This window comes from Bradyrhizobium sacchari, assembly GCF_002068095.1.
In the GTDB taxonomy this organism is placed as follows: Bacteria; Pseudomonadota; Alphaproteobacteria; order Rhizobiales; family Xanthobacteraceae; genus Bradyrhizobium; species Bradyrhizobium sacchari.
Genome location: NZ_LWIG01000009.1, coordinates 157,577 through 182,977, shown reverse-complemented (window position 1 = coordinate 182,977; position 25,401 = coordinate 157,577). Strand labels below are relative to the sequence as shown.

20 protein-coding genes and 1 pseudogene are annotated in these 25,401 nt (G+C 65.3%); 16 read left to right on the top strand and 5 right to left on the bottom strand.

What is annotated here, in order from left to right; all coding sequences use genetic code 11:
* The first annotated feature begins 20 nt into the window (after positions 1–20).
* The 6 genes from A5906_RS13530 (at position 21) to glyS (ending at position 5,657) form a co-directional block, all read left to right on the top strand.
* Entirely contained in the window at positions 21–248 is a 228-nt protein-coding gene (locus tag A5906_RS13530) for a putative signal transducing protein (RefSeq protein ID WP_080135683.1), read from the top strand.
* On the top strand, positions 241–1,008 hold the full coding sequence (locus tag A5906_RS13525; RefSeq protein ID WP_080135682.1) for a tRNA1(Val) (adenine(37)-N6)-methyltransferase: 768 nt from the start codon (positions 241–243) through the stop codon (positions 1,006–1,008). The genes A5906_RS13530 and A5906_RS13525 overlap by 8 nt, the downstream gene beginning before the upstream one ends.
* A gap of 215 nt (positions 1,009–1,223) precedes the next feature.
* Positions 1,224–2,132 (top strand): S49 family peptidase, encoded by a 909-nt coding sequence (locus A5906_RS13520; RefSeq protein ID WP_080135681.1) that lies wholly within the window; start codon positions 1,224–1,226, stop codon positions 2,130–2,132.
* A 104-nt stretch (positions 2,133–2,236) separates the two neighbouring features.
* Complete coding sequence (locus tag A5906_RS13515) at positions 2,237–2,428, top strand: hypothetical protein (RefSeq protein ID WP_018648788.1); 192 nt, start codon at positions 2,237–2,239, stop codon at positions 2,426–2,428.
* A gap of 191 nt (positions 2,429–2,619) precedes the next feature.
* A complete protein-coding gene (locus A5906_RS13510; protein WP_080135680.1) occupies positions 2,620–3,558 on the top strand; it encodes a glycine--tRNA ligase subunit alpha in 939 nt (312 codons plus the stop codon).
* On the top strand, positions 3,558–5,657 hold the full coding sequence (gene glyS / locus A5906_RS13505) for a glycine--tRNA ligase subunit beta (RefSeq protein WP_080135679.1): 2,100 nt from the start codon (positions 3,558–3,560) through the stop codon (positions 5,655–5,657). The genes A5906_RS13510 and glyS overlap by 1 nt, the downstream gene beginning before the upstream one ends.
* 306 nt (positions 5,658–5,963) lie before the next feature.
* On the opposite strand, the gene A5906_RS13500 is transcribed toward glyS, so the two are convergent.
* Positions 5,964–6,311 (bottom strand): DUF1236 domain-containing protein, encoded by a 348-nt coding sequence (locus A5906_RS13500; protein ID WP_080135718.1) that lies wholly within the window; start codon positions 6,309–6,311, stop codon positions 5,964–5,966.
* A 224-nt stretch (positions 6,312–6,535) separates the two neighbouring features.
* Between A5906_RS13500 and A5906_RS13495 the strand changes: the two genes are divergently transcribed.
* Positions 6,536–6,691: a DUF3096 domain-containing protein gene (locus tag A5906_RS13495; RefSeq protein ID WP_074077234.1), complete on the top strand. Its 156-nt coding sequence runs from the start codon at positions 6,536–6,538 to the stop codon at positions 6,689–6,691.
* A 96-nt stretch (positions 6,692–6,787) separates the two neighbouring features.
* Entirely contained in the window at positions 6,788–9,715 is a 2,928-nt protein-coding gene (gene ppdK / locus A5906_RS13490) for a pyruvate, phosphate dikinase (protein ID WP_080135678.1), read from the top strand.
* Positions 9,716–9,745: 30 nt separating this feature from the next.
* On the opposite strand, the pseudogene A5906_RS43515 reads toward ppdK, so the two are convergent.
* Positions 9,746–9,943: pseudogene (locus tag A5906_RS43515) on the bottom strand (hypothetical protein); the annotation flags it as partial.
* 214 nt (positions 9,944–10,157) lie between these two features.
* On the opposite strand from A5906_RS43515, the gene A5906_RS13485 reads away from it, so the two are divergent.
* Positions 10,158–11,624 carry a cell wall hydrolase gene (locus A5906_RS13485; RefSeq protein ID WP_080135677.1) on the top strand — a complete coding sequence of 489 codons (1,467 nt, stop codon included), beginning with the start codon at positions 10,158–10,160 and terminating at the stop codon, positions 11,622–11,624.
* 167 nt (positions 11,625–11,791) lie between these two features.
* Here the strand turns inward: A5906_RS13485 and nadC are convergent, their stop codons facing one another.
* The 3 genes from nadC to nadA all read right to left on the bottom strand — a co-directional run bounded on the left by nadC (position 11,792) and on the right by nadA (position 15,571).
* Positions 11,792–12,670 (bottom strand): carboxylating nicotinate-nucleotide diphosphorylase, encoded by an 879-nt coding sequence (gene nadC, locus A5906_RS13480; RefSeq protein WP_080135676.1) that lies wholly within the window; start codon positions 12,668–12,670, stop codon positions 11,792–11,794.
* Positions 12,671–12,680: 10 nt separating this feature from the next.
* The gene (locus A5906_RS13475; protein WP_080135717.1) at positions 12,681–14,288 is read right to left on the bottom strand and encodes an L-aspartate oxidase; all 1,608 of its coding nucleotides are present in this window, start codon (positions 14,286–14,288) and stop codon (positions 12,681–12,683) included.
* A gap of 179 nt (positions 14,289–14,467) precedes the next feature.
* Entirely contained in the window at positions 14,468–15,571 is a 1,104-nt protein-coding gene (nadA, locus tag A5906_RS13470) for a quinolinate synthase NadA (RefSeq protein WP_080135675.1), read from the bottom strand.
* A 330-nt stretch (positions 15,572–15,901) separates the two neighbouring features.
* On the opposite strand from nadA, the gene A5906_RS13465 reads away from it, so the two are divergent.
* The 7 genes from A5906_RS13465 to A5906_RS13435 all read left to right on the top strand — a co-directional run bounded on the left by A5906_RS13465 (position 15,902) and on the right by A5906_RS13435 (position 25,366).
* The gene (locus A5906_RS13465) at positions 15,902–17,152 is read left to right on the top strand and encodes an MFS transporter (RefSeq protein ID WP_080135674.1); all 1,251 of its coding nucleotides are present in this window, start codon (positions 15,902–15,904) and stop codon (positions 17,150–17,152) included.
* Between the two features lie 41 nt (positions 17,153–17,193).
* The gene (gene acuI, locus A5906_RS13460; protein ID WP_080135673.1) at positions 17,194–18,180 is read left to right on the top strand and encodes an acrylyl-CoA reductase (NADPH); all 987 of its coding nucleotides are present in this window, start codon (positions 17,194–17,196) and stop codon (positions 18,178–18,180) included.
* A gap of 113 nt (positions 18,181–18,293) precedes the next feature.
* Positions 18,294–18,893, top strand: coding sequence for a hypothetical protein (locus A5906_RS13455; protein WP_080135672.1), 600 nt, complete (start codon positions 18,294–18,296; stop codon positions 18,891–18,893).
* 158 nt (positions 18,894–19,051) lie between these two features.
* A complete protein-coding gene (locus A5906_RS13450; protein WP_080135671.1) occupies positions 19,052–19,291 on the top strand; it encodes a DUF6894 family protein in 240 nt (79 codons plus the stop codon).
* A gap of 202 nt (positions 19,292–19,493) precedes the next feature.
* Positions 19,494–21,227 (top strand): methyl-accepting chemotaxis protein, encoded by a 1,734-nt coding sequence (locus A5906_RS13445; protein ID WP_080135670.1) that lies wholly within the window; start codon positions 19,494–19,496, stop codon positions 21,225–21,227.
* Positions 21,228–21,432: 205 nt separating this feature from the next.
* Positions 21,433–23,403, top strand: coding sequence for a methyl-accepting chemotaxis protein (locus A5906_RS13440; protein ID WP_080135669.1), 1,971 nt, complete (start codon positions 21,433–21,435; stop codon positions 23,401–23,403).
* Between the two features lie 274 nt (positions 23,404–23,677).
* A complete protein-coding gene (locus A5906_RS13435; protein ID WP_080135668.1) occupies positions 23,678–25,366 on the top strand; it encodes a methyl-accepting chemotaxis protein in 1,689 nt (562 codons plus the stop codon).
* Positions 25,367–25,401: the final 35 nt, after the last annotated feature.

Below are 25,401 nucleotides of genomic sequence, written 5' to 3'. Positions count from 1 at the left end.
TTGGGCAGGAGACCTCGGTTTTGCGTGAACTGGTTCGGACCAACGACATGGTGCTGGTGTCGGCGATCGGCGCCCTGCTCGACGGCGCCAACATCCATCATCTGGTGCTGGACCAGAACATGAGCATCATCGAGGGCTCGCTCGGCATTTTGCCGCGGCGGATCCTGGTCCATGAGGACGACGCCCTCGAGGCCCGGCAGCTTTTGACGGAAGCCGGCCTCAGCCACGAACTGCGCGGCGATGATTGAGGCCGCAGCCGATATCACCGAGGACGCCTTTCTCGGCGGGCAGTTGCTCCTGAAGCAGAAGCGGTCCGGCCATCGTGCCGGACATGACGCGATCCTGCTGGCGGCGGCGACACAGGCCCAGGCCGGCGACCGCGTGGTCGATCTTGGCGCCGGTATCGGCACGGCGGGCCTCGCGCTCGCGCGACGCGTGGCGGGGATCAGGCTCAGCCTGGTCGAGATCGATACGGAACTGGCGGAGCTTGCGCGCGCCAATGCGGCGGCGAACGCGATTGCCGCCGAGGCGATCGTGCTCGATGTCACGGCTGACGCGGAGGCGTTTGCTGCACATGGGCTGGTGCCCGATAGCGTGGACGTCGTTCTGATGAACCCGCCCTTCAACGATCCGGCGCGGCATCGCGGCTCGCCGGATCAGTCCCGCCACACCGCGCATGTCGCGACCGGGGAGACGCTGCATGCGTGGGTGCATGCAGCGCGGCGTATCCTCCGGTCGAGCGGCGTGCTGACTCTGATCTGGCGCGCGGACGCAATCGCGGACGTTTTGGCAGCGCTGTCACGCGGCTTCGGCAGCGTTGTAATCCTGCCGGTTCATGGCGAAGCGGGAAAGCCGGCGATCCGCGTGCTGGTGCGCGCGGTCAAAGGCGGCAGGGCGTCGACGCGGTTGCTGCCGGGCCTGATGCTTAACGAAGAGTCAATCGTGCCTAAAAAAGAGGTGAGGAAGATTCTGGAGGGGAGAGCGGTGTTGCCGCTGGCGGAGCCGTGACGGCTTACTGCGGAAGCGATTCCGTCTGCTGTTCCTGCGGGGACGTAAAGCGAATCGCCGTGAAAAGTGCACCGATCAGCAGCAGCAGCAGATAGATCTTCATGGCGTTTCCTCCGCTGCCTATTGCAGCTTCCCAACGGGAATTCTGCAAAACACGTTCCAAGCACTTTCAATGACACTCGCGTGATAAGAAATGGTTAATCAGAGGTAAGGGCATGGCCGAACAATTGAACGATCGTGAGAGTTCCGGCCTGGCCGACAAGCTCATGCAATATCTGCCGGCGCGTTTCCGTCCCGGCGCGGCGGTCGTGCCAGTGGTGCGGCTGTCGGGCGTGATCGGCGCGGTGACGCCACTGCGTCCAGGCATGTCGCTCGCCGGTGTCGCGAGGGTGCTGGAGCGGGCGTTCTCCATGCGGAATGCCAAGGCGGTGGCGCTGGTGATCAACTCGCCCGGCGGCTCGCCGGTGCAGTCGCGCCAGATCTACTTGCGCATCAAGCAGCTCGCGGCCGAGAAGAAGCTGCCGGTGCTGGTGTTCGTCGAGGATGTCGCGGCCTCCGGCGGCTACATGATCGCCTGCGCCGGCGACGAGATTTTCTGCGATCCGTCCTCGATCCTCGGCTCCATCGGCGTGGTCGGCGGCAGCTTCGGATTTCAGGACGCGATCAGGCGGCTCGGCATCGAGCGGCGCCTCTACACTGCCGGCGCGCACAAGGCGATGCTCGATCCGTTCCTCCCCGAAAACCCCGACGACGTCGCCAAGCTGAAGGCGATCCAGCGCGAGATCCACCAGATCTTTATCTCACTGGTGAAAGAGAGCCGCGGGTCGCGCCTGAAGGGTTCGGACGACACCCTGTTCACCGGCGAATACTGGGCCGGCGACAGCTCGGTCGCGCTGGGGCTCGCCGACGGCATCGGCGATCTCCGCTCAACTCTTCGTGCCCGCTATGGCGAGAAGGTTCTCACCCCCGTGATCGCCCAGCCGACCGGGCTGCTCTCCGGGATTTTGGGGCGGAAATCGCCCGGAGCGGGCCAGCTTTCGGCCATGGAATCAATGGCCGGCCTGCCGGACGAGCTGATCTCGGCGGTCGAGACGCGGGCGATCTGGGCGAAATTCGGGTTCTAGGCCGCGCCCTCCCGCGCCATTTGGTCCGGGGGCGCCCGATTGCGGCGCAGCCCCGACTGCGCGAGAATGCGTGTGGGGGCTGAGCACTAGACAAGGATCGACAGATGCCGCCGTTCGTCGCTTTCGCGGGCGTCCTGGGCGGGCTTGCCGTGGTCCGCTGGGCCTACAAGACCGCTGTCCGGATCAACCAGGAGCTGGAGGAGATGCGCCTGTCGCGCGTCGCCGAGGCCGCCCATATGGGGGAAATCCAGACACTGAAGCGCGACCCCGTGACCGGAGCTTACCGACCGGGGTAGCCGGTGTTCTTTTTCGCCCGCCGTCGTTCGGGGCGGTCCGTAGAACCGAACCCGGAATCTCGAGATTCCGGGTCCGATGCTTTCGCATCGTCCCGGAATGACAGGCATTTAGCCCCTTTGCCTTGATTCCCATCCCCGCCGTCGATACGGTCCCGCGCGATTCAAAACCCCCCGCGAGAGCTGATCTGACGATGGACGCCTCATTGCCCGCCCATATGCGCCCGGAACGCTCGTTCCAGGGCTTCATCCTCGCGCTCCAGCGGTTCTGGGCCGAGCAGGGCTGCGTGATCCTGCAGCCCTACGACATGGAGATGGGCGCGGGCACCTTCCATCCGGCGACCACGCTGCGCGCACTCGGGCCAAAACCCTGGAACGCGGCCTATGTGCAGCCCTCTCGGCGGCCCAAGGACGGGCGCTACGGCGAGAATCCGAACCGGATGCAGCACTACTACCAGTTCCAGGTGATCATGAAGCCGTCGCCGCCGAACCTTCAGGAGCTGTACCTGAAGTCGCTCGCCGCGATCGGCATCGATTCCGCCGTGCACGACATCCGCTTCGTCGAGGACGATTGGGAGAGCCCGACGCTCGGCGCCTGGGGCCTCGGCTGGGAGTGCTGGTGCGACGGCATGGAGGTGAGCCAGTTCACCTATTTCCAGCAGGTCGCCGGCTTCGAATGCGCCCCGGTTGCGGGCGAGCTCACCTACGGGCTCGAGCGTCTCGCGATGTATGTGCAGGGCGTCGACCGCGTCTACGACCTCAATTTCAACGGCCGCGATGGTGATCAGAAGGTCACCTATGGCGATGTCTTCCTGCAGGCCGAGCAGGAATATTCGCGGCACAATTTCGAATACGCCGACACCGCGATGCTGTTCGAGCAGTTCAAGATGGCGGAAGCGGCCTGCCGGAAATATCTCGACGCCGGCTGGCGCGACGGCGGTAACAAGAAGCAGCACCTGATGGCGCTGCCGGCCTACGACCAATGCATCAAGGCGAGCCACGTCTTCAATCTGCTCGACGCGCGCGGCGTGATCTCCGTGACCGAGCGGCAGAGCTACATTCTCCGCGTGCGTGAGCTGGCCAAGGCTTGCGGCGAGGCCTGGATCCATACTGAAGCGGGCGGAGCGGCCTGATGCCCGAACTTTTGCTTGAACTGTTTTCGGAAGAAATTCCCGCGCGAATGCAAGCCAAGGCGGCCGACGATTTGCGCCGCATGGTCACCGACAAGCTCGTCGCCGAAGGCCTCGTCTACGAAGGCGCCAAGGCTTTTGCGACGCCGCGCCGCCTTGCGCTCACCGTGCATGGCATCCCCGCGCGCCAGCCCGACCTCAAGACCGAGCGCCGCGGACCGAAGGTCGGCGCGCCCGATGCAGCCGTGCAGGGCTTTCTGAAAGCCACCGGTTTGAAGTCGCTGGACGAAGCCAAGATCCAGCGCGACCCCAAGGGTGATTTCTACATTGGCTTGATCGAGAAGCCCGGCCGCGACGCGATCGACGTGCTCGCGGAAATCCTGCCCGTTATCATCCGGACCTTCCCCTGGCCGAAATCGATGCGCTGGGGCGCGCGTTCCGGCAAACCCGGCTCGCTGAACTGGGTGCGTCCGCTCCACGCGATCACCGCGACCTTCGGGCTCGAGACCGAAGAGCCCGATGTCGTGAAGTTCGAGGTCGACGGCATCGAGACCGGCCAGACCACGTACGGCCACCGCTTCATGGCGCCTGGCGCGATCTCCGTGCGCCGGTTCGAGGACTACGAGGCGAAGCTGAAGGCGGCAAAAGTCATCCTCGATCCGCAGGCGCGCAAGGACATCATCTTCGCCGACGCCAAGGAATTGACGTTCGCGCAGGGATTTGAGCTGGTCGAGGATCAGGGGCTGCTCGACGAGGTCTCGGGCCTCGTGGAATGGCCCGTCGTCATGATGGGAACGTTCGAAGCGGAATATCTCGCGATCCCGGACGAGGTGATCCGCGCCACCATCCGCAACAACCAGAAGTGCTTCGTCGTCAAGGACCCCAAGACCGGCAAGCTGACCAACAAGTTCGTCCTCACCGCTAATATCGAGGCGACGGATGGCGGCAAGGTCATCGTATCGGGCAACGAACGCGTGATCCGTCCGCGCCTGTCGGACGCGAAGTTCTTCTACGAGACGGACCTGAAGACGAAGCTCGAGGACCGGCTGCCGAAGTTCGAGCAGATCGTGTTCCATGAGAAGCTGGGCACGCAGGCCGCTCGCATCAACCGCATCGAGCGCATGGCCGCTGAGATCGCACCACTGGTCGGCGCCGATGTCGCCAAGGCCACGCGGGCCGCGCATCTTGCCAAAGCGGATTTGCTGACCGAAGTCGTCGGCGAATTCCCCGAGGTGCAGGGCCTGATGGGCAGGTACTATGCGAAGGCTCAGGGCGAGGATGATTCCGTCGCCGCGGCCTGCGAGGATCACTACAAGCCGCAGGGCCCGGCCGATCGCGTGCCGACCGATCCGGTCAGTGTTGCGGTGGCGCTCGCGGACAAGATCGATACGCTGGTTGGCTTCTGGGCGATCGACGAGAAGCCGACAGGATCGAAGGACCCGTATGCGCTGCGTCGTGCGGCGCTGGGTGTAATCCGGCTGATCGCCGAGAACGCACTGCGCCTGTCGCTGACGAAGGTGGCGGCGTCCGCGCTCGCCGGCTTGTCGGTGAAGTCGGCCGACGCACAGAAGCTTCCGAGCGATCTGCTCGCCTTCTTCGCCGACCGCCTCAAAGTCCAGCTCCGCGAGCAGGGCGCGCGTCACGATCTCGTCGACGCCGTGTTCGCGCTTGGCGGCCAGGACGATCTCCTGATGATCGTCCGCCGCGTCGAGGCGCTCGGAAAATTCCTCGACACCGACGACGGCAAGAACCTGCTCGCCGGTACCAAGCGCGCCAGCAACATCCTCTCGATCGAGGAAAAGAAGGACAAGCGCAGCTTCGACGGTGCGCCCGATGCTGCGCTCTACAGCCTCGCTGAGGAGAAGGCGCTGGCCAAGGCGATTGGCGAGGTCAAAGCGGAGGCAAGCGCTGCCGTCGCCAAGGAGGACTTTGCCGCCGCAATGAGCGCAATGGCAAAGCTGCGTCCGCCGGTCGATGCGTTCTTCGACAAGGTTCGCGTCAACGACGACGATCCGAAGGTGCGCGAGAATCGCCTGAAGCTGCTGAACGAGATCCGCAGCGCCACGCGTGCGGTGGCGGACTTCTCGAAGATCCAAGATTGAGGCGCGGTCGAGCGAAAAACACTCCTGTCATTCCGGGGCGCGCCACTTGGCGCGAGCCCGGAATCCATAACCACGATCGTGAGTATGGATTCCGGGCCCACGCCTTCGGCCTGTCCCGGAATGGCCGCTTCTGATGTGGCGAAAAAAGCCCCGCCCGGCGGGGGGAGACCGGGCGGGGCCTGATGTCCGCTACTCACCTCTACGCGCCAGCCTGATTGAAGTGGCGCGCCGGACATCTAGTCGATCAGCGGCGTTCTTAGCGAGGCAGATACCGGTTCGCGTGACGAAAACGCGTCCAGCGATTGCCTAGTCCAGCACCTCGACGATGCGGCGCGAGCGCGGCTCGACCAGCACGGTTTCGCCGTTCACGACGGTGTAGCGATAGGTGGTGGCGCCGAAGCGTTGCGGGACGTCATAATAGGTGACGCCGCTTTCAGGTAAGGTGGTGCCGACCACCACGCGATCTGGAATCCGAAAGGCTGGCACACGTTGTTCGACGACATAGTCGCGGAAGGCCGGCCGCTGTTCGACCGCGATTGTCGGGCCGCTGTCGACCACGACAGGTGCGCGCCCGACCGTGCTTTGCGCCTGCGCCGCCAGGGGCGAGCCGATCGCGGCCGCGAGCGCTGCAAGAGCAAGAATCCTGTTCCGCATGCAAAACTCCTTCGGCGTGATTTTCGGAAGCGCCAATGGCGCGACTCGTTGCCAATGCATGCGTCTTGGCAATGTTCCGGGAAAATGCCCGCCGCATTCGCGGCAATTTCAAGCAGTTTTCGCGAAAAGGGGAACTCGCATCGCGCCTTGCGCGTCTCTACTCGCGGAACCGGGACCGCTATGATCCGCCCGCGATTCGCCCCACCTCCACAGAAAGATAGTTCATGCACATCACCGTCGCCCACATTTCGCCGATCCTGTCGTTGATTGCGGGCGTGCTCATCCTGATCATGCCGCGGCTGCTCAACCTGATCGTCGCGATCTTTCTCATCATCAACGGTGCGATCGGGCTCGGGCTCCTGAAGTGGCTCCACCTCTAGGGGTTCATTTTCCGGAACTGTCCGACTTGCGCGGGCCCCTCCAAAGTGGTGTAAGGCCCGCGATTTCCCATTCCTCTCGCAGGTTGTGTGCAAGCTATGGCCAAAGCCGCCTCGAAGCCCAATAAAACTCCAGCGAAATCAAAGCCCTCCGCCAAGGGGAAGGCCGCGCCGGCAGCCCGCAAGACGCTTGCCAAGAGCGCCTTGAAGAGCGCCCCGAAGCCGGTGGCCAAAGCCGTGGCGAAGCCGGCTGCGAAAGCCGCAACCAAGCCGGCCGCGCCGAAGGTTGCCGCCAAGGTCGCGCCGAAGAAGGCCGCACCGGCCAAGGCGGCGCCCGCCGCGGCCAAGGCCGGCAAATGGGTCTACACGTTCGGCGACGGCAAGGCCGAGGGCCGCACGGAGATGCGCGACCTGCTCGGCGGCAAGGGCGCCAACCTCGCCGAGATGGCCAATCTCGGTCTTCCCGTGCCTCCGGGCTTCACCATCCCGACCTCGGTCTGCACCTACTTCTATGCACACGACAAATCCTATCCGAAGGAATTGCAGGCGCAGGTTGAGAAGGCGCTCGACCATGTCGGCAAGTTGACCGGCAAGGTGTTCGGCGACACCAAGAACCCGCTGCTCGTCTCCGTGCGCTCCGGCGCACGCGCCTCGATGCCGGGCATGATGGACACGGTGCTCAACCTCGGTCTCAACGACCAGACGGTGGAAGCGCTGTCGGAGCTGTCGGGCGACCGCCGCTTCGCCTATGACAGCTATCGCCGCTTCATCACCATGTATTCGGATGTGGTGCTCGGCTTCGAGCATCATCACTTCGAGGAAATCCTCGACACCTTCAAGGACACTCAGGGCTACACGCTCGACACCGACCTGTCCGCCGACGACTGGGTCGAACTGGTCGGCAAGTACAAGGATGCGGTCGCGCGCGAGACCGGGAAGGACTTCCCGCAGGATCCGCACGACCAGCTCTGGGGCGCGATCGGCGCAGTGTTCTCATCCTGGATGAACGCGCGCGCGGTGACCTATCGCAAACTGCACGATATCCCGGAGTCGTGGGGCACCGCGGTCAACGTGCAGGCCATGGTGTTCGGCAACATGGGCGAGACCTCGGCCACCGGCGTTGCGTTCACCCGCAACCCCTCGACCGGCGAGAGCAAGCTCTACGGCGAATTCCTGATCAACGCGCAAGGCGAGGACGTGGTGGCGGGCATCCGCACGCCGCAGGACATCACCGAGGAAGCGCGGAAGGAGTCGGGCTCCGACAAGGCGTCGATGGAATCGGCGATGCCGGAAGCCTTCAAGGAGCTGACGCGGATCTACACGCTGCTCGAGAAGCACTACCGCGACATGCAGGACATGGAGTTCACGGTCGAGCAGGGCAAGCTGTGGATGCTCCAGACCCGCGGCGGCAAGCGCACCGCCAAGGCGGCGCTGCGCATCGCGGTCGAACTCGCCAATGAGGGCCTGATCTCGAAGAAGGAAGCGGTTACTCGGATCGATCCGGCCTCGCTCGATCAGCTGTTGCATCCGACCATCGACCCCAACGCCAAGCGCGACGTGATCGCCACGGGCCTGCCGGCTTCGCCGGGCGCAGCCTCCGGCGAGATTGTGTTCTCCTCGGATGAGGCCGCCAAGCTTCAGGGCGACGGGCGCAAGGTGATCCTGGTCCGCATCGAGACCAGCCCGGAAGACATCCACGGCATGCATGCCGCGGAAGGTATCCTCACCACCCGCGGCGGCATGACCTCGCACGCGGCGGTCGTCGCGCGCGGCATGGGCAAGCCTTGCGTCTCCGGCTGCGGCACCATTCGCGTCGATTACGGTCGCGGAACCATGAGCATCGGCTCGCGCACGTTCAAGACCGGCGACGTCATCACCATCGACGGCTCGCTCGGCCAGGTGCTCGCAGGCCGCATGCCGATGATCGAGCCGGAGCTCTCCGGCGAGTTCGGCACGCTGATGAACTGGGCCGACCAGGTCCGCAAGATCGGCGTCCGCGTCAACGGCGATACGCCCGATGATGCGCGCACCGCGATCAAGTTCGGCGCCGAAGGTATCGGCCTCTGCCGCACCGAGCACATGTTCTTCGAGGAGACGCGCATCCGCACGGTGCGCGAGATGATCCTCTCCGAGGACGAGCAGTCGCGCCGTGCCGCGCTGGCAAAGCTGCTGCCGATGCAGCGCGCCGACTTCGTCGAGCTGTTCGAGATCATGAAGGGCCTGCCCGTCACGATCCGTCTGCTCGACCCGCCGCTGCACGAGTTCCTGCCGCACACCCATGCCGAGGTCGAGGAAGTGGCGCGCGCCATGAACACCGATCCGCGGCGCCTCGCCGACCGCGCGCGCGAGCTGTCGGAGTTCAATCCGATGCTCGGCTTCCGCGGCTGCCGCATCGCGATCGCCTATCCGGAGATCGCCGAGATGCAGGCGCGTGCGATCTTCGAGGCGGCGGTCGAGGCGCAAAAGCGCACCGGCAAGGCCGTTGGTCTCGAGGTGATGGTGCCGCTGATCGCCACCAAGGCCGAGCTCGATCTCGTCAAGGCGCGGATCGACGCCACCGCGCAGGCGGTGATGCGCGACACCAATACTAAGCTCGCCTATCAGGTCGGCACCATGATCGAGCTGCCGCGCGCCTGTCTGCTCGCGGCGGAGATCGCGCAGTCGGCTGAGTTCTTCTCGTTCGGCACCAACGACCTGACGCAGACGACCTACGGCATCAGCCGCGACGACGCGGCAAGCTTCCTTGGCCCCTACGTCGCGAAGGGGATTCTTTCGGTCGATCCGTTCATCGCGCTCGACCAGGAAGGTGTCGGCGAGCTGGTCAAGATCGGCGTCGCGCGCGGCCGCAAGACGCGCCCGAAGCTCAAGGTCGGCATCTGCGGCGAGCACGGCGGCGATCCCGCCTCCGTCGCCTTCTGCCACAATATCGGCCTCGACTACGTCTCCTGCTCGCCCTACCGCGTGCCGATCGCACGCCTCGCGGCGGCGCAAGCCGCGCTCGGCAAGGCGGTCGCGAGCCAGGCGTAAGCGAAGGGCAGAAATGTTGAATGCGAAGANCCCCGCCTCTTTCATTTTGAGCGACGCTGCATCCACGCCGTCATTGCGAGCGCAGCGAAGCAATCCAGAATCCCTCCGCGGAGAGACTCTGGATGCTTCGCTGCGCTCGCAATGACGAGCTTGTGGAGGCACTTCGCTCAACACGGAACCTGTCACCCGTCCCGTAATGATACGTGCGCGCAAGAGTTCCTTCACCATTGGCGTTGACCAGATGTTTACCGCTTTACGTGAGGCCGCATTTACCAATGCGCATCGTCGTCCCCTGAAAACACCTGCAATCGCTTGAGTGTGCCGTGCGCGCAACGCCGATTAACGCCGCGGCAACCTAAATTGGATACTTACGATAAAGATCGAATTGCACGGACGTACTGCGGTTCGATTTTTCTGGCGTAAGCGTAGCGTGAGCGTGTTGATGTCAGTGTTGCGTAACCATCCGAAGGGCGCGCGGTTCGCGTCCTTCGGCATCGGTCTCTGCATCTTCGCATTGATGCCGAGGGAGACCGGCTATCAGGACATTGCCTCTCTGCTGGCGCGTCAGCCCGGCGTCGCCGAGCGTTGGCAGAAGCAGGTGTTCTCCGCGGCGTCCTCGATCCAGCTCGCCACCTACAGTTTTTCCCGCCCCATCGGCACGTCGGCCCCGCAGAGCGCGATGGTTCGCCTCGCCAGCATCGATGGCCGCGACGTGACCGGCGCGATCAGCCGCAATCCGGCGCTCCAGGCGCCGCCCCGCTACCAGGCTGCAGATTTTCCAAAGGTCGATCGCTCGCTGAAGGGCGATCGCCTCGCAATGGCTACGCCCGCGCCGGTCCCCGAAACCGCAGCGCCCGCCGCGACGCCCGCGCAGGAGGACCCCGCGACGTCGAACAGCTCGGTGTTCGGCGCCAAGACCGCTGCATTGCCGCAGGCGATGTCGCAAGCAATGTCGCCTGAGTCCGCGGCCGCGCTCGACCCCGAGCTTCAGGAAGCGCTGCGCGCGCCGCCGTTGCCGCAATATTCCAATCCTCCGCGAGCCAGCGACCTCGCGCGTTCATTCGCGGTGCAGCCGCTGGAGGCGCTGAAGCGGGCGGCCGCGCCGACGACGCCCGTGCGCGATCCCTTCAGCGTCAAGACCGCGGCCCTGTTCTTCGGCAGCTCCTCGCTCGGCGGCAATCTCGAGAGCATCGAGAGCTGGCAGCCCGGCGCCGCGCCGCTGATCGTGATGCCCGATCCCGACATGAAGGTCACGGCTTCGCTGACCCCGCCGACGGCGGAGATCGCCAAGGACATCGAGAGCGGCGAGAGCGTCGCGCCGAAGGGCGAGGTCAACGCCGACAACCAGCGCGCAAAATCGCCGGCGGAGCGGCTAGCGCTCGACGACAAGTCGCGCGCGAAGTCGGAAAAGTGCCTCGCCGAAGCCGTCTATTTCGAATCCCGGGGCGAAGCCGTGCGCGGCCAGATGGCGGTCGCGCAAGTCGTGATGAACCGGGTGTTCTCGGGTAAATATCCCGACACCGTGTGCGGCGTGGTCTACCAGAACAAGTACCGTCATTTCGCCTGCCAGTTCACCTTTGCCTGCGACAACAATCCGGACGTGATCCGGGAGCCCGAGATGTGGGAGCGCGCGAAGAAGATTTCGAAGGCGATGCTGGATGGCCAGATCTGGCTGCCCGAGGTCGGCAAGTCCACGCACTACCACGCCTATTGGGTGCGCCCGTCCTGGGTCGCCGAGATGAAGAAGATGTACAGGACCGGCGTGCACACCTTCTATCGGCCGCGCAACTGGGGAGACGGCAGCGAGGAACCGAGCTGGGGCACCCCGGCGCAGACCGCCGCACTCTCGGCTGAACTCGCGCAGGAAGCCAAGAGTTCTGCGGAGATGGGCAACACGGAGCGGCGCTAGTTGTCCTTCACCTCTGCGCAACTGCGCCCCCTCGCCCCGCTTGCGGGGAGAGGGGGGACTCTCCGCGGGGACGGTGACACTGGGACTCGCGGAGACTCCCCCTCACCCGGAATCCGCGCTGCGCGCGCATTCCGGCCTCTCCCCGCGCGCGGGGAGAGGCGAAGATCTCACGCCTCGATATCCAGCGCGCAGTCGAAATTCGGCGCCGAATGCGTCAGCGCGCCGGACGACGCGTAGTCGACGCCGGTTGCCGCGATGGCCGCAATCGAATCGAGCGTGACGCTGCCGGATGCCTCCAGCTTGAGCCGGCCCGCGTTGATCCGCACGGCTTCGCGCAGCGTCGCAAGGTCCATGTTGTCGAGCAGCATGGCGTCAGCCATTCCGGTGTCCAGCACCTCGCGGAGCTGCGTGAGCGTATCGACCTCGATCTCGATCTTGACGAGATGGCCGGCGTGGGCGCGGGCGCGCTCCAGCACCGGACGGATGCCGCCGGCGACTGCGATGTGATTGTCCTTGATCAGGATCGCATCGTCGAGACCGAAGCGGTGGTTGAAGCCGCCGCCGCAGCGCACCGCATATTTTTCCAGCGCGCGCAATCCCGGCGTGGTCTTGCGAGTGCAGCAGATACGCATCTTCGTGCCTTCGGTACGCACGACATAATCCGCCGTGAGCGTGGCTATGCCCGACAGCCGGCCGACGAAATTCAACGCGGTCCGCTCCGCCGTGAGAATGGCGCGCGCGGGACCTGTGATCGTCAGCACTTTCTGGCCGCGCGCAACCCGTGCGGCGTCGCGGACATGCGCGCGCACCTCGATGTCGGGCGAGAGCCTTCGCAGCGTCGCCAGCGCCAGCGGCAGGCCGGCGATCACGCCGGACTGGCGTGCGACCAGGATCGCTTGTGCTGTGGTCGCCTCCGGGATCGTGGCCAGGGAAGTGATGTCGCCGGCGCGGCCCAGATCCTCATCGAGTGCGCGATGCACGGCTTCGTCGATCGCGAGCGGTGACAGAAAGGCGTCGGGAGAAAGCAGCGACGTGGGGGTGATCATAGGGGCTCCTTCAGGCGGTCAGGGGTTGCGCAACGCGCGGCAGCGGATGCTCGCTCAGGCTCTCTGCGACCTCGCGCGCTGCGGCGAGTGTGGTCATCGTTCTCCGTGCCAGCGCGGGGTTCTCGGCGGGATGATCGGAACGGAAATGCGCCCCGCGGCTCTCGCGCCGGGTCCAGGCGGAAGCGGCAACGAGCAGGGCCGAGATCGCCATGTTGCGGACAGCGATGTCTCCAGCCTCACGTTCACGCGCGGCGAAGTGGCGCACGGCGTCCGCAAGGCCGTCGTCATTGCGGATCACGCCGACATAACCGCTCATCATTGCGCGCAGCCGTTTCACGGCTGCCGCATCCGGCGCGCCGCCGCGCGGCGTCACGACGGCGTCCGGCAAGCGGGCAGGCGAGGGCACCGTGCGACCGGCGATATCGTCGGCGACGCGCGCAGCGTAGACCACGGCCTCCAGCAGCGAATTGGAGGCGAGGCGGTTGGCGCCATGCGCGCCGGTGGACGACACCTCGCCGCCGGCCCACAGCCCGTCGATCGAGCTGCGGCCGCGCGCATCCACCGCGATGCCGCCCATGTGGTAATGCGCGGCCGGAGCGATCGGGATGGCCTGCCTCGCGGGATCGATCCCGGCGGCGATGCAGCTCGCATGCACCGTCGGAAATCTGTCGGCGAAACGCGCGCCCAGCGCCTCCCGTGCATCGAGGAACGCGCCGCGCCCGGCTGCGATCTCGGCGAACACGCCGCGGGCCACGATGTCGCGCGGGGCGAGCTCGGCGAGCGGATGGCATGCCGGCATGAAGCGTTCGCCATGACGGTTGATCAGCGTCGCGCCTTCACCGCGCAACGCTTCGGTCGCGAGCGGAGCCGGATCGCGGCCGACCATGATGGCGGTGGGGTGGAACTGGACGAATTCGGGATCGGCGATCACGGCGCCGGCGCGGGCTGCGATCGCAAGGCCCGAGCCGCTGGCTTCCATTGGATTGGTGGTGACGGCGTAGAGATGTCCGAGGCCGCCGGTCGCCAGCACCACCGCACGCGAGGCGATCGTCATCGGCCTTGCTAAGGGGTTGCCGGCCTCGCGCAATTGAAGGCCGGTAACAGCGCCATCCTCCGTCAACAGCGCCTCTGCCACAAAGCCTTCGATGACGCGGATCGACGGCGTGCTGCGTACCGCCTCGCTCAAGGCCGCGATGATCGCGGCGCCCGCCCCATCGCCGCGCACATGGACGATGCGCCGGGCTGAATGCGCAGCTTCCCGCCCCACGGCGAGCCGGCCTTCGAGATCGCGGTCGAACGGCACGCCATAGGCGAGCAGGTCATGGATGCGCGGTGCAGCCTCCCGCGCAATGCCGAGAGCGACGGCCTCGTCGACGACGCCGCCGCCGACCGCGATCGTGTCGGCGGCATGGGCTTCCGGCGTGTCGCCTTCGGCCACCGCCGCGGCGATGCCGCCTTGCGCCCAAGCGGACGAGGCGCCCTGGCCAAGTGGTGCCGCCGAGATCAGCGTCACCGGCCGCGGCGCGAGCTTTAGCGCGCAGAAGAGTCCGGCCAGGCCGCCGCCGACGATGACGACGTCGTCGGTCGAGCGGGTGAAGTTGTGGATGGTGTTGGTCATGGCTTTCTCCATTGTCGTCCTGGCGAAAGCCAGGACCCATTACCCCGACTGTTTGTTGTTGCAGCAGGCTGGAGCTCCCAGCGTGCCAAGATCCACGTGCTGTGGTTATGGGTCCCGGATCTGCGCGCGCTTGGGGCGCCTGTCCGGGACGACGGCGGTAAGTGTTGCTGCGTCTCGACCTAGTTCTTCAAATTGATCATCCGCTCCACCGACCGCCTTGCCCGCACCGCGAGCGCGGGATCGATCGTGACTTCCTCGCCGAGCGTCAGCAGGCTCTGCAAGATGTTCGCGAGCGTGATGCGCTTCATGTGCGGGCAGAGATTGCAGGGGCGCAGCATCTCGACATCCGGCAGCTCGGCGCGGACATTGTCGGCCATCGAGCATTCCGTGATCATCACCAGCCGGCGCGGCCGTTTGTTGCGGACCCAGTTGATCATGTGCGCGGTCGAGCCGGTGAAATCGGCCTCCGCCAGCACGTCCGGAGGACATTCGGGATGCGCGATGATCTGCACGGACGGATCGGCCTCGCGCAAGGCGCGCAGCTCCTCGCCCTTGAAGCGCTCATGCACCTCGCAGGCACCCTTCCAGGCGATGATCTTCACGTCCGTCTTCGAGGCGACGTAGGTGGCGAGATAGCGGTCGGGCAGGAAGATCACGGTCGGGGCGTTCAGGCTCTCGACGACCTGCACCGCGTTCGACGAGGTGCAGCAGATGTCGACCTCGGCCTTCACCTCCGCCGAGGTGTTGACATAGGCGACGACGGGCACGCCGGGAAATCTTTCGCGCAAGAGGCGCACGTCGGCGCCGGTGATGCTGGCGGCAAGCGAACATCCGGCACGCGAATCCGGGATCAGCACGGTCTTCTCCGGGTTGAGCAGCTTCGAGGTCTCCGCCATGAAGTGCACGCCGCACTGGACGATGGTGCCGGCCTTCACTTTGGTGGCCTCGACCGCGAGCTGGAGCGAGTCGCCGCCGATGTCGGCGACGCAGTGGAAGATCTCCGGCGCCTGGTAATTGTGCGCGAGGATCACCGCGCCGCGCGCCCGCTTCAGCTCGTTGATCGCGTGAATCGTCGGCGCCATCAGCGGCCACTCGATCGGCGGGATCACGTGCTTGACGCGCTCATAGAGCGGCGCGGTGGCCCGCGCGACCTCGTCAGTCCATTCCAGCGAAGGCGTCGGCAGCGCGGGCCCCGGCACCGGCGCTGCGCGCGGGGAGGTGATGGCCTTGCTCTCAGGCCGGGCGGCAAAGTCGTCAGGGCCGTAAATTCCAGTAATCGGCATCGAAGCCTCCCTCTCATTAGTTGTACTCAGATTGAGTATATTATAGGCCCGAGTAGTCCGGCCGAGGGCCGGAGCAGAGTTGGTCGATACCCTAATATGCTCAATCTGAGTAAATCTAAGATATCACGCGCCGCGGAAGATCGCTAGGGCCTACCGCACACATTCCCGTCAGACCGGCATCAGGCGAGGTCTCCTTGAAATGCAATGCTTTCGCGACAGCCCTTCGCGGAATGCAATCGCTTTTGACTTGGGATTTTCATGCAAATGCATTAAACGAGCTGGCTCGCGGCTGCCTATTCCGGACCGCCAACAACAAACAAGGAGCACACCATGTCGACGTCAATTGGCGAGCTCGGTCCGGCCTCCCGCTCCACGTGGCGCACACCGGCGATCATCATTCTCTGCGGCTGTGCCATCGGCATGCTCGGCTTCGGCCCGCGCTCGGCACTCGGCTTCTTCGTGCAGCCGATGAGCCACGAGTTCGCCTGGGGCCGCGACGTGTTCGGCCTCGCCATCGCCGTGCAGAACCTGTTGTGGGGATTGGGCCAGCCGTTCGCCGGTGCGGTCGCCGATCGCTTCGGCCTGTTTCGCGTGATGTGCGTCGGCGCGCTGCTCTATGCCGGCGGCCTGCTCCTGATGCGCTATTCCTCGACGCCGCTGTCACTGAATATCGGTGCAGGCGTGATGGTCGGCTTTGGCCTCGCCGGCTGCTCGTTCAACCTGGTGCTGTCGGCGTTCAGCAAGCTGCTGCCGGCCGAGAAGCGCGGGCTCGCGCTCGGCGCCGGCACCGCGGCGGGCTCGTTCGGCCAGTTCCTGTTCGCACCGATCGGCGTGGCGCTCATCGACAATTTCGGCTGGCAGCAGGCGCTCACCGTGTTCGGCTTCCTGATGCTGCTCATCATCCCGCTGTCGCTGGCGCTTTCCACGCCGCCGGTCGCAAGCACGGCCAGCACCGCGCCCGCCGATGAGCAGACGTTTACGAAGGCGCTCGCCGAAGCCTTCGGTCACCGCTCCTATGTGCTGCTGGTGCTCGGCTTCTTCACCTGCGGCTTCCAGCTCGCCTTCATCACCGTGCATCTGCCGGCCTTCCTGGTCGATCGCGGCATCTCGACACAGACCGGCGGCTGGGTGATCGCGGCGATCGGCCTGTTCAACATCATCGGATCGCTCAGCGTCGGCTACCTCCAGAACTATCTGCCCAAGCGCTACATCCTCTCGACCATCTATTTCACGCGCGCGCTCGCGACGCTCGCCTTCATCTCGTTCCCGATCACGCCGTTCTCGGCGATCGCGTTCGGCGCGATCTCCGGTCTGACCTGGCTGTCGACGGTGCCGCCGACCTCGGCGCTGGTGGCGCTGATGTTCGGCACGCGCTGGCTCGCCACGCTCTATGGCTTTGCCTTTGTCAGCCATCAGGTCGGTGGCTTCCTCGGCGTCTGGCTCGGCGGCATCGTGTTCGAAAAGTTCGGTTCCTACACGCCGATCTGGTGGCTCTCGATCCTGTTCGGCGTGCTCTCGGCGCTGATCAACCTTCCGATCGTGGAGAAACCGGTCGCACGAGCGGTTGCGCAGCCGGCCTGATCGGCTAAACATCCCCGACAAACAAGTCAGGGAGTGCAGTCGTGGCCACATTCAAGGCGATCCGGATCGACAAGGCGGACAAGGGCACCACCGCGCAGCTCGCGCAGTTCGACGAAGCCGAGCTGATGGAGGGCGACGTCACCGTCCGCGTCGAATGGTCGACGCTGAACTACAAGGACGGCCTCGCGCTGACGGGCAAGGCGCCGGTGGTGCGCCGCTTCCCGATGATCGCAGGCATCGACTTTGCCGGCACGGTCGAAGCCTCCTCGCATCCGCAGTGGAAGGCGGGCGACAAGGTGGTCTGCACCGGCTGGGGCATGGGCGAGACCCATCTCGGCGCCTATGCCGAGAAGGCGCGGGTGAAAGGCGACTGGCTGGTCGCCCTTCCGCAGGGCCTGTCGGCGCGCGATGCCATGGCGATCGGGACCGCCGGCTTCACAGCGATGCTCTCGGTGCTGGCGCTGGAGAAGCACGGCCTGTCGCCGAAGAGCGGCCCCGTCGTGGTGACGGGCGCGGCCGGCGGCGTCGGCTCGATCGCAACCGCCGTGCTGTCCAAGCTCGGGTACCACGTCATCGCCTCGACAGGCCGCGCCGCGGAAGCGGACTATCTGAAAGAGATCGGCGCCGCGGAGATCATCGACCGCAATGAGCTGTCGGCGCCGGCAAAACCCCTCGCCAAGGAACGCTGGGCGGGCGGCGTCGATAGCGTCGGCTCGACCACGCTGGCGAATCTCCTGTCGATGACGAAGTACGGCGGCGCGATCGCCGCCTGCGGCCTGGCGGCCGGCATGGACCTGCCGTCTTCTGTCGCGCCTTTCATTTTGCGCGGAGTGTGCCTTCTCGGCATCGATTCCGTGATGTGCCCGCTTCCGCCGCGAAAAGCCGCCTGGCTGCGCTTGGCCTCCGATCTGGACCGGACAAAACTATTTGAAATCACTCAGGAAATTACGCTAGATCAAGTTCCTGAGTGGGGCGCGAAAATTCTCGCCGGCCAGGTCCGCGGCCGCGTCGTGGTAAAAATTGTCTAACGGCGTTCAGACTTTACCAACCAAGCTGCTTCAATGTTGCCTTGGTTGGTATGGTAAGCAGCGGGTAAAGAGATAAGGCATCGCCCGCTGCGGGGGTTGGTTCGGAGTTGAGCATGCTTGCGCGTATTGTGTTGGGGGCTGTCACGGCGGCGGCGACGTTTGCGCCGGCCATAGCTGGAAGCATGAATGCCGACGAGGCGCGTCGCTTCGTCGCCGGCAAGGTATTCGCCTTCACCTGTTTCGACGGCACCCGCGGCGCAGGCCGTATCCTCGATGACCTCGGTGCCGCCGGCGCCGTGCAGTTCTCGGGCTCAGGCCCGGTGAAACACCTTCGCCTGCCTGGCAACACCCTCCAGATCCGCGGCCAGAACGTCTGCGCCTCGATCAAGGGCATTCCATTCGAGCCCTGTTTCAACCTGGAAAAAACCGACGATCGCAGCTTCCGCGGTTCGGTGTCGGGCATGGGCTTTGCCTATTGCGACTTCCACCATCAGGGCGGCAACCAGATGCTGATGGCGCGTGCCGTCGCGCGCCCGCGTTCGCTACGCACCTCGGAGCACACCGGGTCGGTCGGCGCATCGAACACGGAAGTCGCCGCTCGCGTCGAGACGCCGCGTGTCGAGAGCAGCCGGATCGAGCCGGTGAAGTCGGAAGCCAAATCGGAGCCCGTCAGGAACGAGGGCCCGCTGGAGCTGCGTCGCTCGACCCAGTAAGCGGCTGCGCAGATCCGTCCGCGCACCGTTGAAGAAGTTCGTCAAACACCTGGCCGCCGCGCCGTAGTCATACGGACGGCGGCTTTCATGCGTTGGTAGTTGTTCGCGTTCCAGCTTGCGTACGGCCGGGGGACGCGGCCCCACGCAAGGGTTCAACGATGTCGCTGTACTTCTTCCGCATCAGCACCGGTCGCTATTCAGGCGCCGCCGATCAACCGTACGAGTTCGAGGATCGCGCCGCCGCCTGGACTGAGATGACCGAAGTCTGCGCCAATCTGCTCGGCGGGATCGCCCGCAGCATGAAGCCGAATGCGAAGTGGAGCATGGAGCTGCTCGACGAGAACAAGGAGCCGGTGTTCCGAATCAGCATCGTCGGCGAGACGGTCGGGCAGCGATAGGCGAGGTCCATCCCTGGATGTAGTTAACGCGTTAAGCTCGCATTCCGTGCTGAATTTCAAGGTCTTTTCGCACCAATTCAGTATTTGCACGGTGGCTGCGTTAACCAATTTGGAATGCTTGGCGCTGAGCTTTTAGGCAAGAGCGATCAACGCCCAAGGCCGCCGACAATGACTCGGCTGCGCATCCTTTTGGGAAATTCCCATGTTGAGCCTCGTTCGGAATTTAAGGATCGGAACAAAGCTGGCCATCGCATCGGCACTCGGCATCCTCCTGGTCCTGTGCATCATCACTAGTCAATTCGTCGGCAACGGCTATGTGCGGGATTCCAACAAGGCCGTAGTCGGGCAGCTCGAGTTGGCGCGGGACGCGGTGGAAGCCAAGCTCGCCGTGCGCGGCATGCAGCTCGCCGTCCGCGATATCCGGCTGGCCGGCACTTCGGCTGAGCTGCAAAAGGCCGGCGACGGTCTGGTCGACCGATCAAAAGCGCTGAACGACATCGCCGACTCCATGCTCAAGCTGTCCCATTCCGAGGAAAATCGTGCGCGGATCCAGCAGCTGAAAAGTCTGTCCGGCAGCTATCTCAAGGGCGCGCAGCAGAACGCCTCGGTTCGCGCCGAGGCCATTGCTCTCGCTGCGACGGACGCGGCCGGCGCTGCAAAGCTCTCCGAAGAAGGTGTACGCCACTCGCGTGAAGTGACGCTGCCCCTCGCCGCCCAGCTCGATACGATCACGAGCGAGATTGCGGATTTTGCCCAGCACAAGGCTGAAGGGGAGGTCGCCGCCTCGCTGCAGGAGATGGCGTCCAGCGAGCGGATCGGGATGTTCGTCGGCGCGATCGCGATGCTCGTCCTCGTCGGCTCCTGGCTGACGTCATTTCTGACCATCGCGCGGCCGATCCGCGCGCTCACCGTTGCGATGGACAAGCTCGCCGGCGGAGATTTCTCGGTGGTGCTACCCGGTCTCGGCCGCAAGGACGAGGTCGGTGGCGTCGCTGCGGCCGTTGAGAAGTTCAAGATCGTGTCGGAGCAGAAGGCGCGCGAGGAAGCCGAGGCGAAGGTCAGGCAGGACCAGGCGGCAGCCGCGCAGCGCAAGACCGAGATGCATAAGCTCGCCGACGGCTTCGAGGCTGCGATTGGCGAGATCGTCGATACCGTGTCGTCGGCCGCAACCGAGCTGGAAGCCTCGGCATCGACCCTCACATCGACTGCGGAGCGCGGCCAGGAGTTCACGACCATGGTTGCCGCAGCCTCTGAGGAGGCCTCCACCAACGTGCAGTCGGTGGCATCGGCCACCGAAGAGCTGTCGTCCTCGATCACGGAGATCAGCCGTCAGGTGCAGGAATCCGCTCGCGTGGCCAGCGAAGCCGTCGGGCAGGCCCGCACCACGACCGAGCGCGTCAGCGAATTATCCAAGGCGGCGACGCGCATCGGCGACGTGGTCGAGCTGATCAACACCATCGCCGGCCAAACCAACCTGCTGGCACTCAATGCGACCATCGAGGCCGCCCGCGCCGGCGAAGCGGGCCGCGGCTTTGCCGTCGTCGCCTCCGAGGTCAAGGCGCTTGCCGAGCAGACCGCGAAAGCGACCGGCGAGATCGGTCATCAGATTGCGAGCATCCAGGCCGCGACCGAGCATTCGGTCGGCGCCATCAAGGACATCAGCGATACCATCGAAAAGCTGTCGGAGATATCCTCGACGATTGCGGCCGCGGTGGAAGAGCAGGGCGCGGCGACGCAAGAGATTTCCCGCAACGTGCAGCAGGCGGCGGCAGGCACCCATCAGGTGTCGTCCAACATCACCGACGTGCAGCGCGGCGCGAGCGAGACCGGATCGGCGTCCGCGCAGGTGCTCTCGGCCGCACAGTCGCTCTCCTGCGACAGCAACCGCCTCAAGCTCGAGGTCGGCAAGTTCCTCGGCACCGTGCGCGCCGCCTGACGGCGGCCGTCCTTCCATAGCTCGGGCCTGCAACCGCCGCGCGTGGCAGCGCGGCGGNNCGGTTGCGCGCATGCATGCTGCGCCGCCGCGAACAACGCGGCGCAGGGTTAACTTTCCGGAAAAGCGACGCAGTCATGATGCCCGCAATATTCCGGGCGATGAGCCGCCCTCTTCGTATTGCGTCTCGATTCTTTGGAGCACATTCATGAGCGGCCCTGCCATCCGCCTGACCCACAAGGTCATGGCGATCGGACTTTTCGGCCTCATCGGTCTCGTCGCCTTCGGCGCGATCTACGAGGTCGGCAGCCTGTCCCAGGATGCTTCCCGCGACATTGCCAGTCGCGCCCGTGCCATCGCCGATCTCGACAAGCAGCTTTCGATCGAGATGCTGGAGGCGCGCCGCAACGAGAAGGACTTCCAGCGGCGGCGCGCCGAAAGCTACGCCAAGGCGCATGCTGAGCTGATCGGGCCGATCAACCGCGATTTCGACGAGATGGAGCGGCTGATGACGGCCGCCGGCATGAGCTCACTGTCGGGGACAATGAAGCAGGCCCAGGACGGCTTCAAGCGCTACGCGTCCGACTTCGCCGCACTGGTGGCGGCCGAGACCAGGCTCGGGTTGAACGAGACGCTCGGTCTGTCCGGCTCGCTTCGTGGCGCGGTGCACGACATCGAGGCCAAGCTCAAGGAGATCGACGATCCCAGGACGACGACCTGGATGCTGATGATGCGCCGGCACGAGAAGGACTTCATGCTACGGCGCGATCCCAAATACCTTGCCGAAGTGAAGAAGGCCGGGGTTGAATTCTCCAAGGCGATAGAGGTTGTCGCGATTCCCACGGCGGCGATGAACGACATCACCGCCAAGCTCCAGAAATACCAGGCTGAGTTCGCGGCCTGGGCCGAGACCGCACAGCAGAGTGCGGCTCTCGACGCCGCCATGATGAATAGCTTTCGCGAAATCGAGCCCGTGATGGCCAAGGTGCGGACCGCCGTCGATGCCATGTACAAGCAGGCTGACGCGGCCGAGGCCGCGACCCGTGAGGTCGTGCGCATGTGGATGGCCGCGGCCTTCGGCATCACCGTCGTCGTGCTCGCCGTGACCGGCTTTCTGCTCGGACGTTCGATCTCGAAGGCGCTCGGTGCCATGGTCGGTGCGATGACGCGGCTTGCACGCGGCGAGCTCTCGATCTCCGTTCCCGGCGTCGGTCGCAGGGACGAGATCGGCGAGATGGCCGGCGCCGTCGAGGTGTTCAGGACCAGCATGGCCGAGACCGAGCGGCTGCGCCTTGAACAGTCGGAAGCGGATGCGCGCGGTCGCGAACAGCGCAAGGCCGAGATGCGGCGGCTCGCCGACACGTTCGAAGGCGCGGTCGGCGAGATCATCGAGACCGTGTCGTCGGCGGCAACTGAGCTCGAGGCCTCCTCCAACACGCTGACGCAGGCCGCCGAACGCGGCAACGGACTTGCGAGCGCTGTTGCCGCGGCCTCGGAGGAGGCGTCCGCCAACGTGCAGTCGGTGTCATCGGCGAGCGAGGAGATGACGAGCTCGATCTCCGAGATCAGCCGGCAGGTGCAGGAATCGGCGCGCGTCGCCGACGTCGCGGTCGGACAGGCCGAGCGCACCAACGCGCGCGTTGCCGAATTGACGAAGGCGGCAAGCCGCATCGGCGACGTGGTCGAGCTGATCAACACCATCGCCGCCCAGACCAACCTTCTGGCACTGAACGCCACGATCGAGGCGGCGCGGGCGGGGGAAGCCGGCAAGGGATTTGCCGTGGTCGCAACCGAAGTGAAGGCGCTCGCCGAGCAGACGGCGAAGGCCACCGGCGAGATCAGCCAGCACATCGGCTCGATCCAGACCGCGACGGACGACTCCGTTGGGGCGATCAAGGAGATCGGCGACACCATCGCGCGGATGTCTGAGATCTCGTCGACCATCGCCGCCGCGGTAGAGGAGCAGGGCGCCGCGACGCAGGAAATTTCCCGCAACATCCAGCATGCCGCGCAAGGCACCTGCGAGGTCTCGGCGAATATCGGCGATGTCCAGCGCGGCGCCGGCGAGACCGGCGCGGCTTCGGCGCAGGTGCATTCGGCGGCGCAGTCGCTGTCGCGAGAGAGCAACCGGCTGAAAGGCGAGGTCGCGCGCTTCCTGGACTCGGTGCGGGCAGCGTGACGTCGTCGGTCGTGCCGTTCGGATGTTGCGGTGCGATAATTCGCGGCTCGGGAGCCCGGCTCGGCTGCAACAGATGGTTGCAGGAAAAATAACGACGGCTGCGGCGGTCCCGTAGTTTTACTAGGTTCCTGTTAACGCCTGTTTGCAACTATTGGCGCAATCTGACGGGATAAAAATCAGCCGGCATTGATGAACTGACTTCCGCCCTGTCGTCCGTTGCGATGATTGCGGCGCCGGTCATTCGTGCGTTGCTAGGTCTCACCGGGATTGTGTGATGTCGAAGTTGTCGATCGTCTTCAAGCTTCTGACCGTGCTGTCAGTTCTCGTTCTCTCGCTCGCCGGCGTCGGCGTGACGGCGATCGGCACGATGCAGAACATCAACGCGCACACCGTCGAGATCGCTGAAAGCTGGCTGCCGAGCGTTCGCGCCCTCGGTTCGCTTCGCGCCGACATCAACGAGCTGCGCGTCGCGCTCCGTCTGCACCTGATGCAGGACAGCGCCGAGGGCAAGGACGCTGCCGAGAAGCGGCTCGCCTCACTGCAGGGGCGCATCGAGCAGACACGCAAGGTCTACGAGCCCCTGATCAACTCGTCCGAGGAGCGCTCGCTCTATGAGCAGTGGTCCAAGGCGTGGGCCGAGTACCTGAACGGCGTGCAGGAGGTGATGGCGTTGTCGCGCAAGAGCGTCGGCCGTTTCCCGACCGAAGCCAATGAAATGTTGCAGACCAAGGTGGCGAAGATGGCCCAGGCGGCCGATCCGCTGCTCCAAAAAGGCATCGAACTCAACAACAGCGGCGCCGAGCTGGAGACGAAGCAGGCGGCCGCCAGCTATGCCCTGATCTTCCGCGTCCTGGTCGGCATCATCGTGTTCTCGGTCGTGATCGCGATCGGCGCGGCCTATTATCTCGTGCGTGATGTTTCGCGTGGCATTGCTTCGATCATCAAGCCGATGCAGGCGCTCGGCGAGGGCGACCTCTCGGCCGAGGTGCCGCATCGCGGCGAGAAGACCGAGATCGGATCGATGGCGGATGCGCTGCAGATCTTCAAGGAGGCGCTGATCGCCAAGCGGGCCGCCGACGAGGCGGCCAGGCTCGATGCCGAAGCCAAGATCGAGCGCGGCCGCCGCGTCGATGCCATCACGCGCAAGTTCGAGGCGATGATCGGCGAAGTCGTCGGCACCGTCTCCTCGGCTTCGACCGAGCTCGAGGCGTCGGCGTCGACGCTGACGAGCACCGCGCAGCGCGGCAAGGAGCTCGCCACCGTCGTCGCGGCGGCGTCCGAGGAAGCCTCCACCAACGTCCAGGCGGTCGCCTCGGCCTCGGAAGAGCTGTCGTCCTCCATCACCGAGATCAGCCGCCGCGTGCAGGATTCGGCGCGGATGGCAGCGGAAGCGGTCGAGCAGGCGGCGCGGACCAACGAGCGCGTCAACGCGTTGTCGCAGGCGGCCTCCCGCATCGGCGACGTCGTCGAGCTCATCAACACCATCGCGGGTCAGACCAATCTGCTGGCGCTGAACGCCACCATCGAGGCGGCGCGCGCGGGCGAAGCCGGCCGCGGCTTCGCGGTCGTCGCCTCCGAAGTCAAGGCGCTGGCCGAGCAGACCGCGAAGGCGACCGGCGAGATCGGAGCGCAGGTGTCCGGCATCCAGGCCGCGACGGAGGAATCCGTCAGCGCGATCCAGGAGATCGGCGGCACAATCGAACGGCTGTCCGAAGTGTCCGCGGCGATTGCCGCCGCCGTCGAGCAGCAGGGCGCGGCGACGCAGGAGATCTCGCGCAACGTCCAGCAGGCCTCGCTCGGCACGCAGGAGGTCTCCTCCAACATCACCGACGTGCAGCGCGGCGCGATCGAAACCGGCGAGGCCTCGACCGAGGTGCTGTCGGCGGCGAAATCGCTGGCGACCGACAGCACGCGTCTCAAGGTCGAAGTGGCGCAGTTCCTGGAATCGGTCCGCGCGGCCTAGAAGCGCGGCGCGTTCTTACTTCACCTCTCCCCGCC

Excerpts from the sequence above, each read along its gene's own strand:
- A5906_RS13525 (WP_080135682.1), top strand. The coding sequence starts at position 241 with ATGATTGAGGCCGCAGCCGATATCACCGAGGACGCCTTTCTCGGCGGG.
- A5906_RS13520 (WP_080135681.1), top strand. The coding sequence starts at position 1,224 with ATGGCCGAACAATTGAACGATCGTGAGAGTTCCGGCCTGGCCGACAAG.
- A5906_RS13515 (WP_018648788.1), top strand. The coding sequence starts at position 2,237 with ATGCCGCCGTTCGTCGCTTTCGCGGGCGTCCTGGGCGGGCTTGCCGTG.
- A5906_RS13510 (WP_080135680.1), top strand. The coding sequence starts at position 2,620 with ATGGACGCCTCATTGCCCGCCCATATGCGCCCGGAACGCTCGTTCCAG.
- glyS (WP_080135679.1), top strand. The coding sequence starts at position 3,558 with ATGCCCGAACTTTTGCTTGAACTGTTTTCGGAAGAAATTCCCGCGCGA.
- A5906_RS13500 (WP_080135718.1), bottom strand. The coding sequence starts at position 6,311 with ATGCGGAACAGGATTCTTGCTCTTGCAGCGCTCGCGGCCGCGATCGGC.
- A5906_RS13495 (WP_074077234.1), top strand. The coding sequence starts at position 6,536 with ATGCACATCACCGTCGCCCACATTTCGCCGATCCTGTCGTTGATTGCG.
- ppdK (WP_080135678.1), top strand. The coding sequence starts at position 6,788 with ATGGCCAAAGCCGCCTCGAAGCCCAATAAAACTCCAGCGAAATCAAAG.
- A5906_RS13485 (WP_080135677.1), top strand. The coding sequence starts at position 10,158 with ATGTCAGTGTTGCGTAACCATCCGAAGGGCGCGCGGTTCGCGTCCTTC.
- nadC (WP_080135676.1), bottom strand. The coding sequence starts at position 12,670 with ATGATCACCCCCACGTCGCTGCTTTCTCCCGACGCCTTTCTGTCACCG.
- A5906_RS13475 (WP_080135717.1), bottom strand. The coding sequence starts at position 14,288 with ATGACCAACACCATCCACAACTTCACCCGCTCGACCGACGACGTCGTC.
- nadA (WP_080135675.1), bottom strand. The coding sequence starts at position 15,571 with ATGCCGATTACTGGAATTTACGGCCCTGACGACTTTGCCGCCCGGCCT.
- A5906_RS13465 (WP_080135674.1), top strand. The coding sequence starts at position 15,902 with ATGTCGACGTCAATTGGCGAGCTCGGTCCGGCCTCCCGCTCCACGTGG.
- A5906_RS13455 (WP_080135672.1), top strand. The coding sequence starts at position 18,294 with ATGCTTGCGCGTATTGTGTTGGGGGCTGTCACGGCGGCGGCGACGTTT.
- A5906_RS13450 (WP_080135671.1), top strand. The coding sequence starts at position 19,052 with ATGTCGCTGTACTTCTTCCGCATCAGCACCGGTCGCTATTCAGGCGCC.
- A5906_RS13445 (WP_080135670.1), top strand. The coding sequence starts at position 19,494 with ATGTTGAGCCTCGTTCGGAATTTAAGGATCGGAACAAAGCTGGCCATC.
- A5906_RS13440 (WP_080135669.1), top strand. The coding sequence starts at position 21,433 with ATGAGCGGCCCTGCCATCCGCCTGACCCACAAGGTCATGGCGATCGGA.
- A5906_RS13435 (WP_080135668.1), top strand. The coding sequence starts at position 23,678 with ATGTCGAAGTTGTCGATCGTCTTCAAGCTTCTGACCGTGCTGTCAGTT.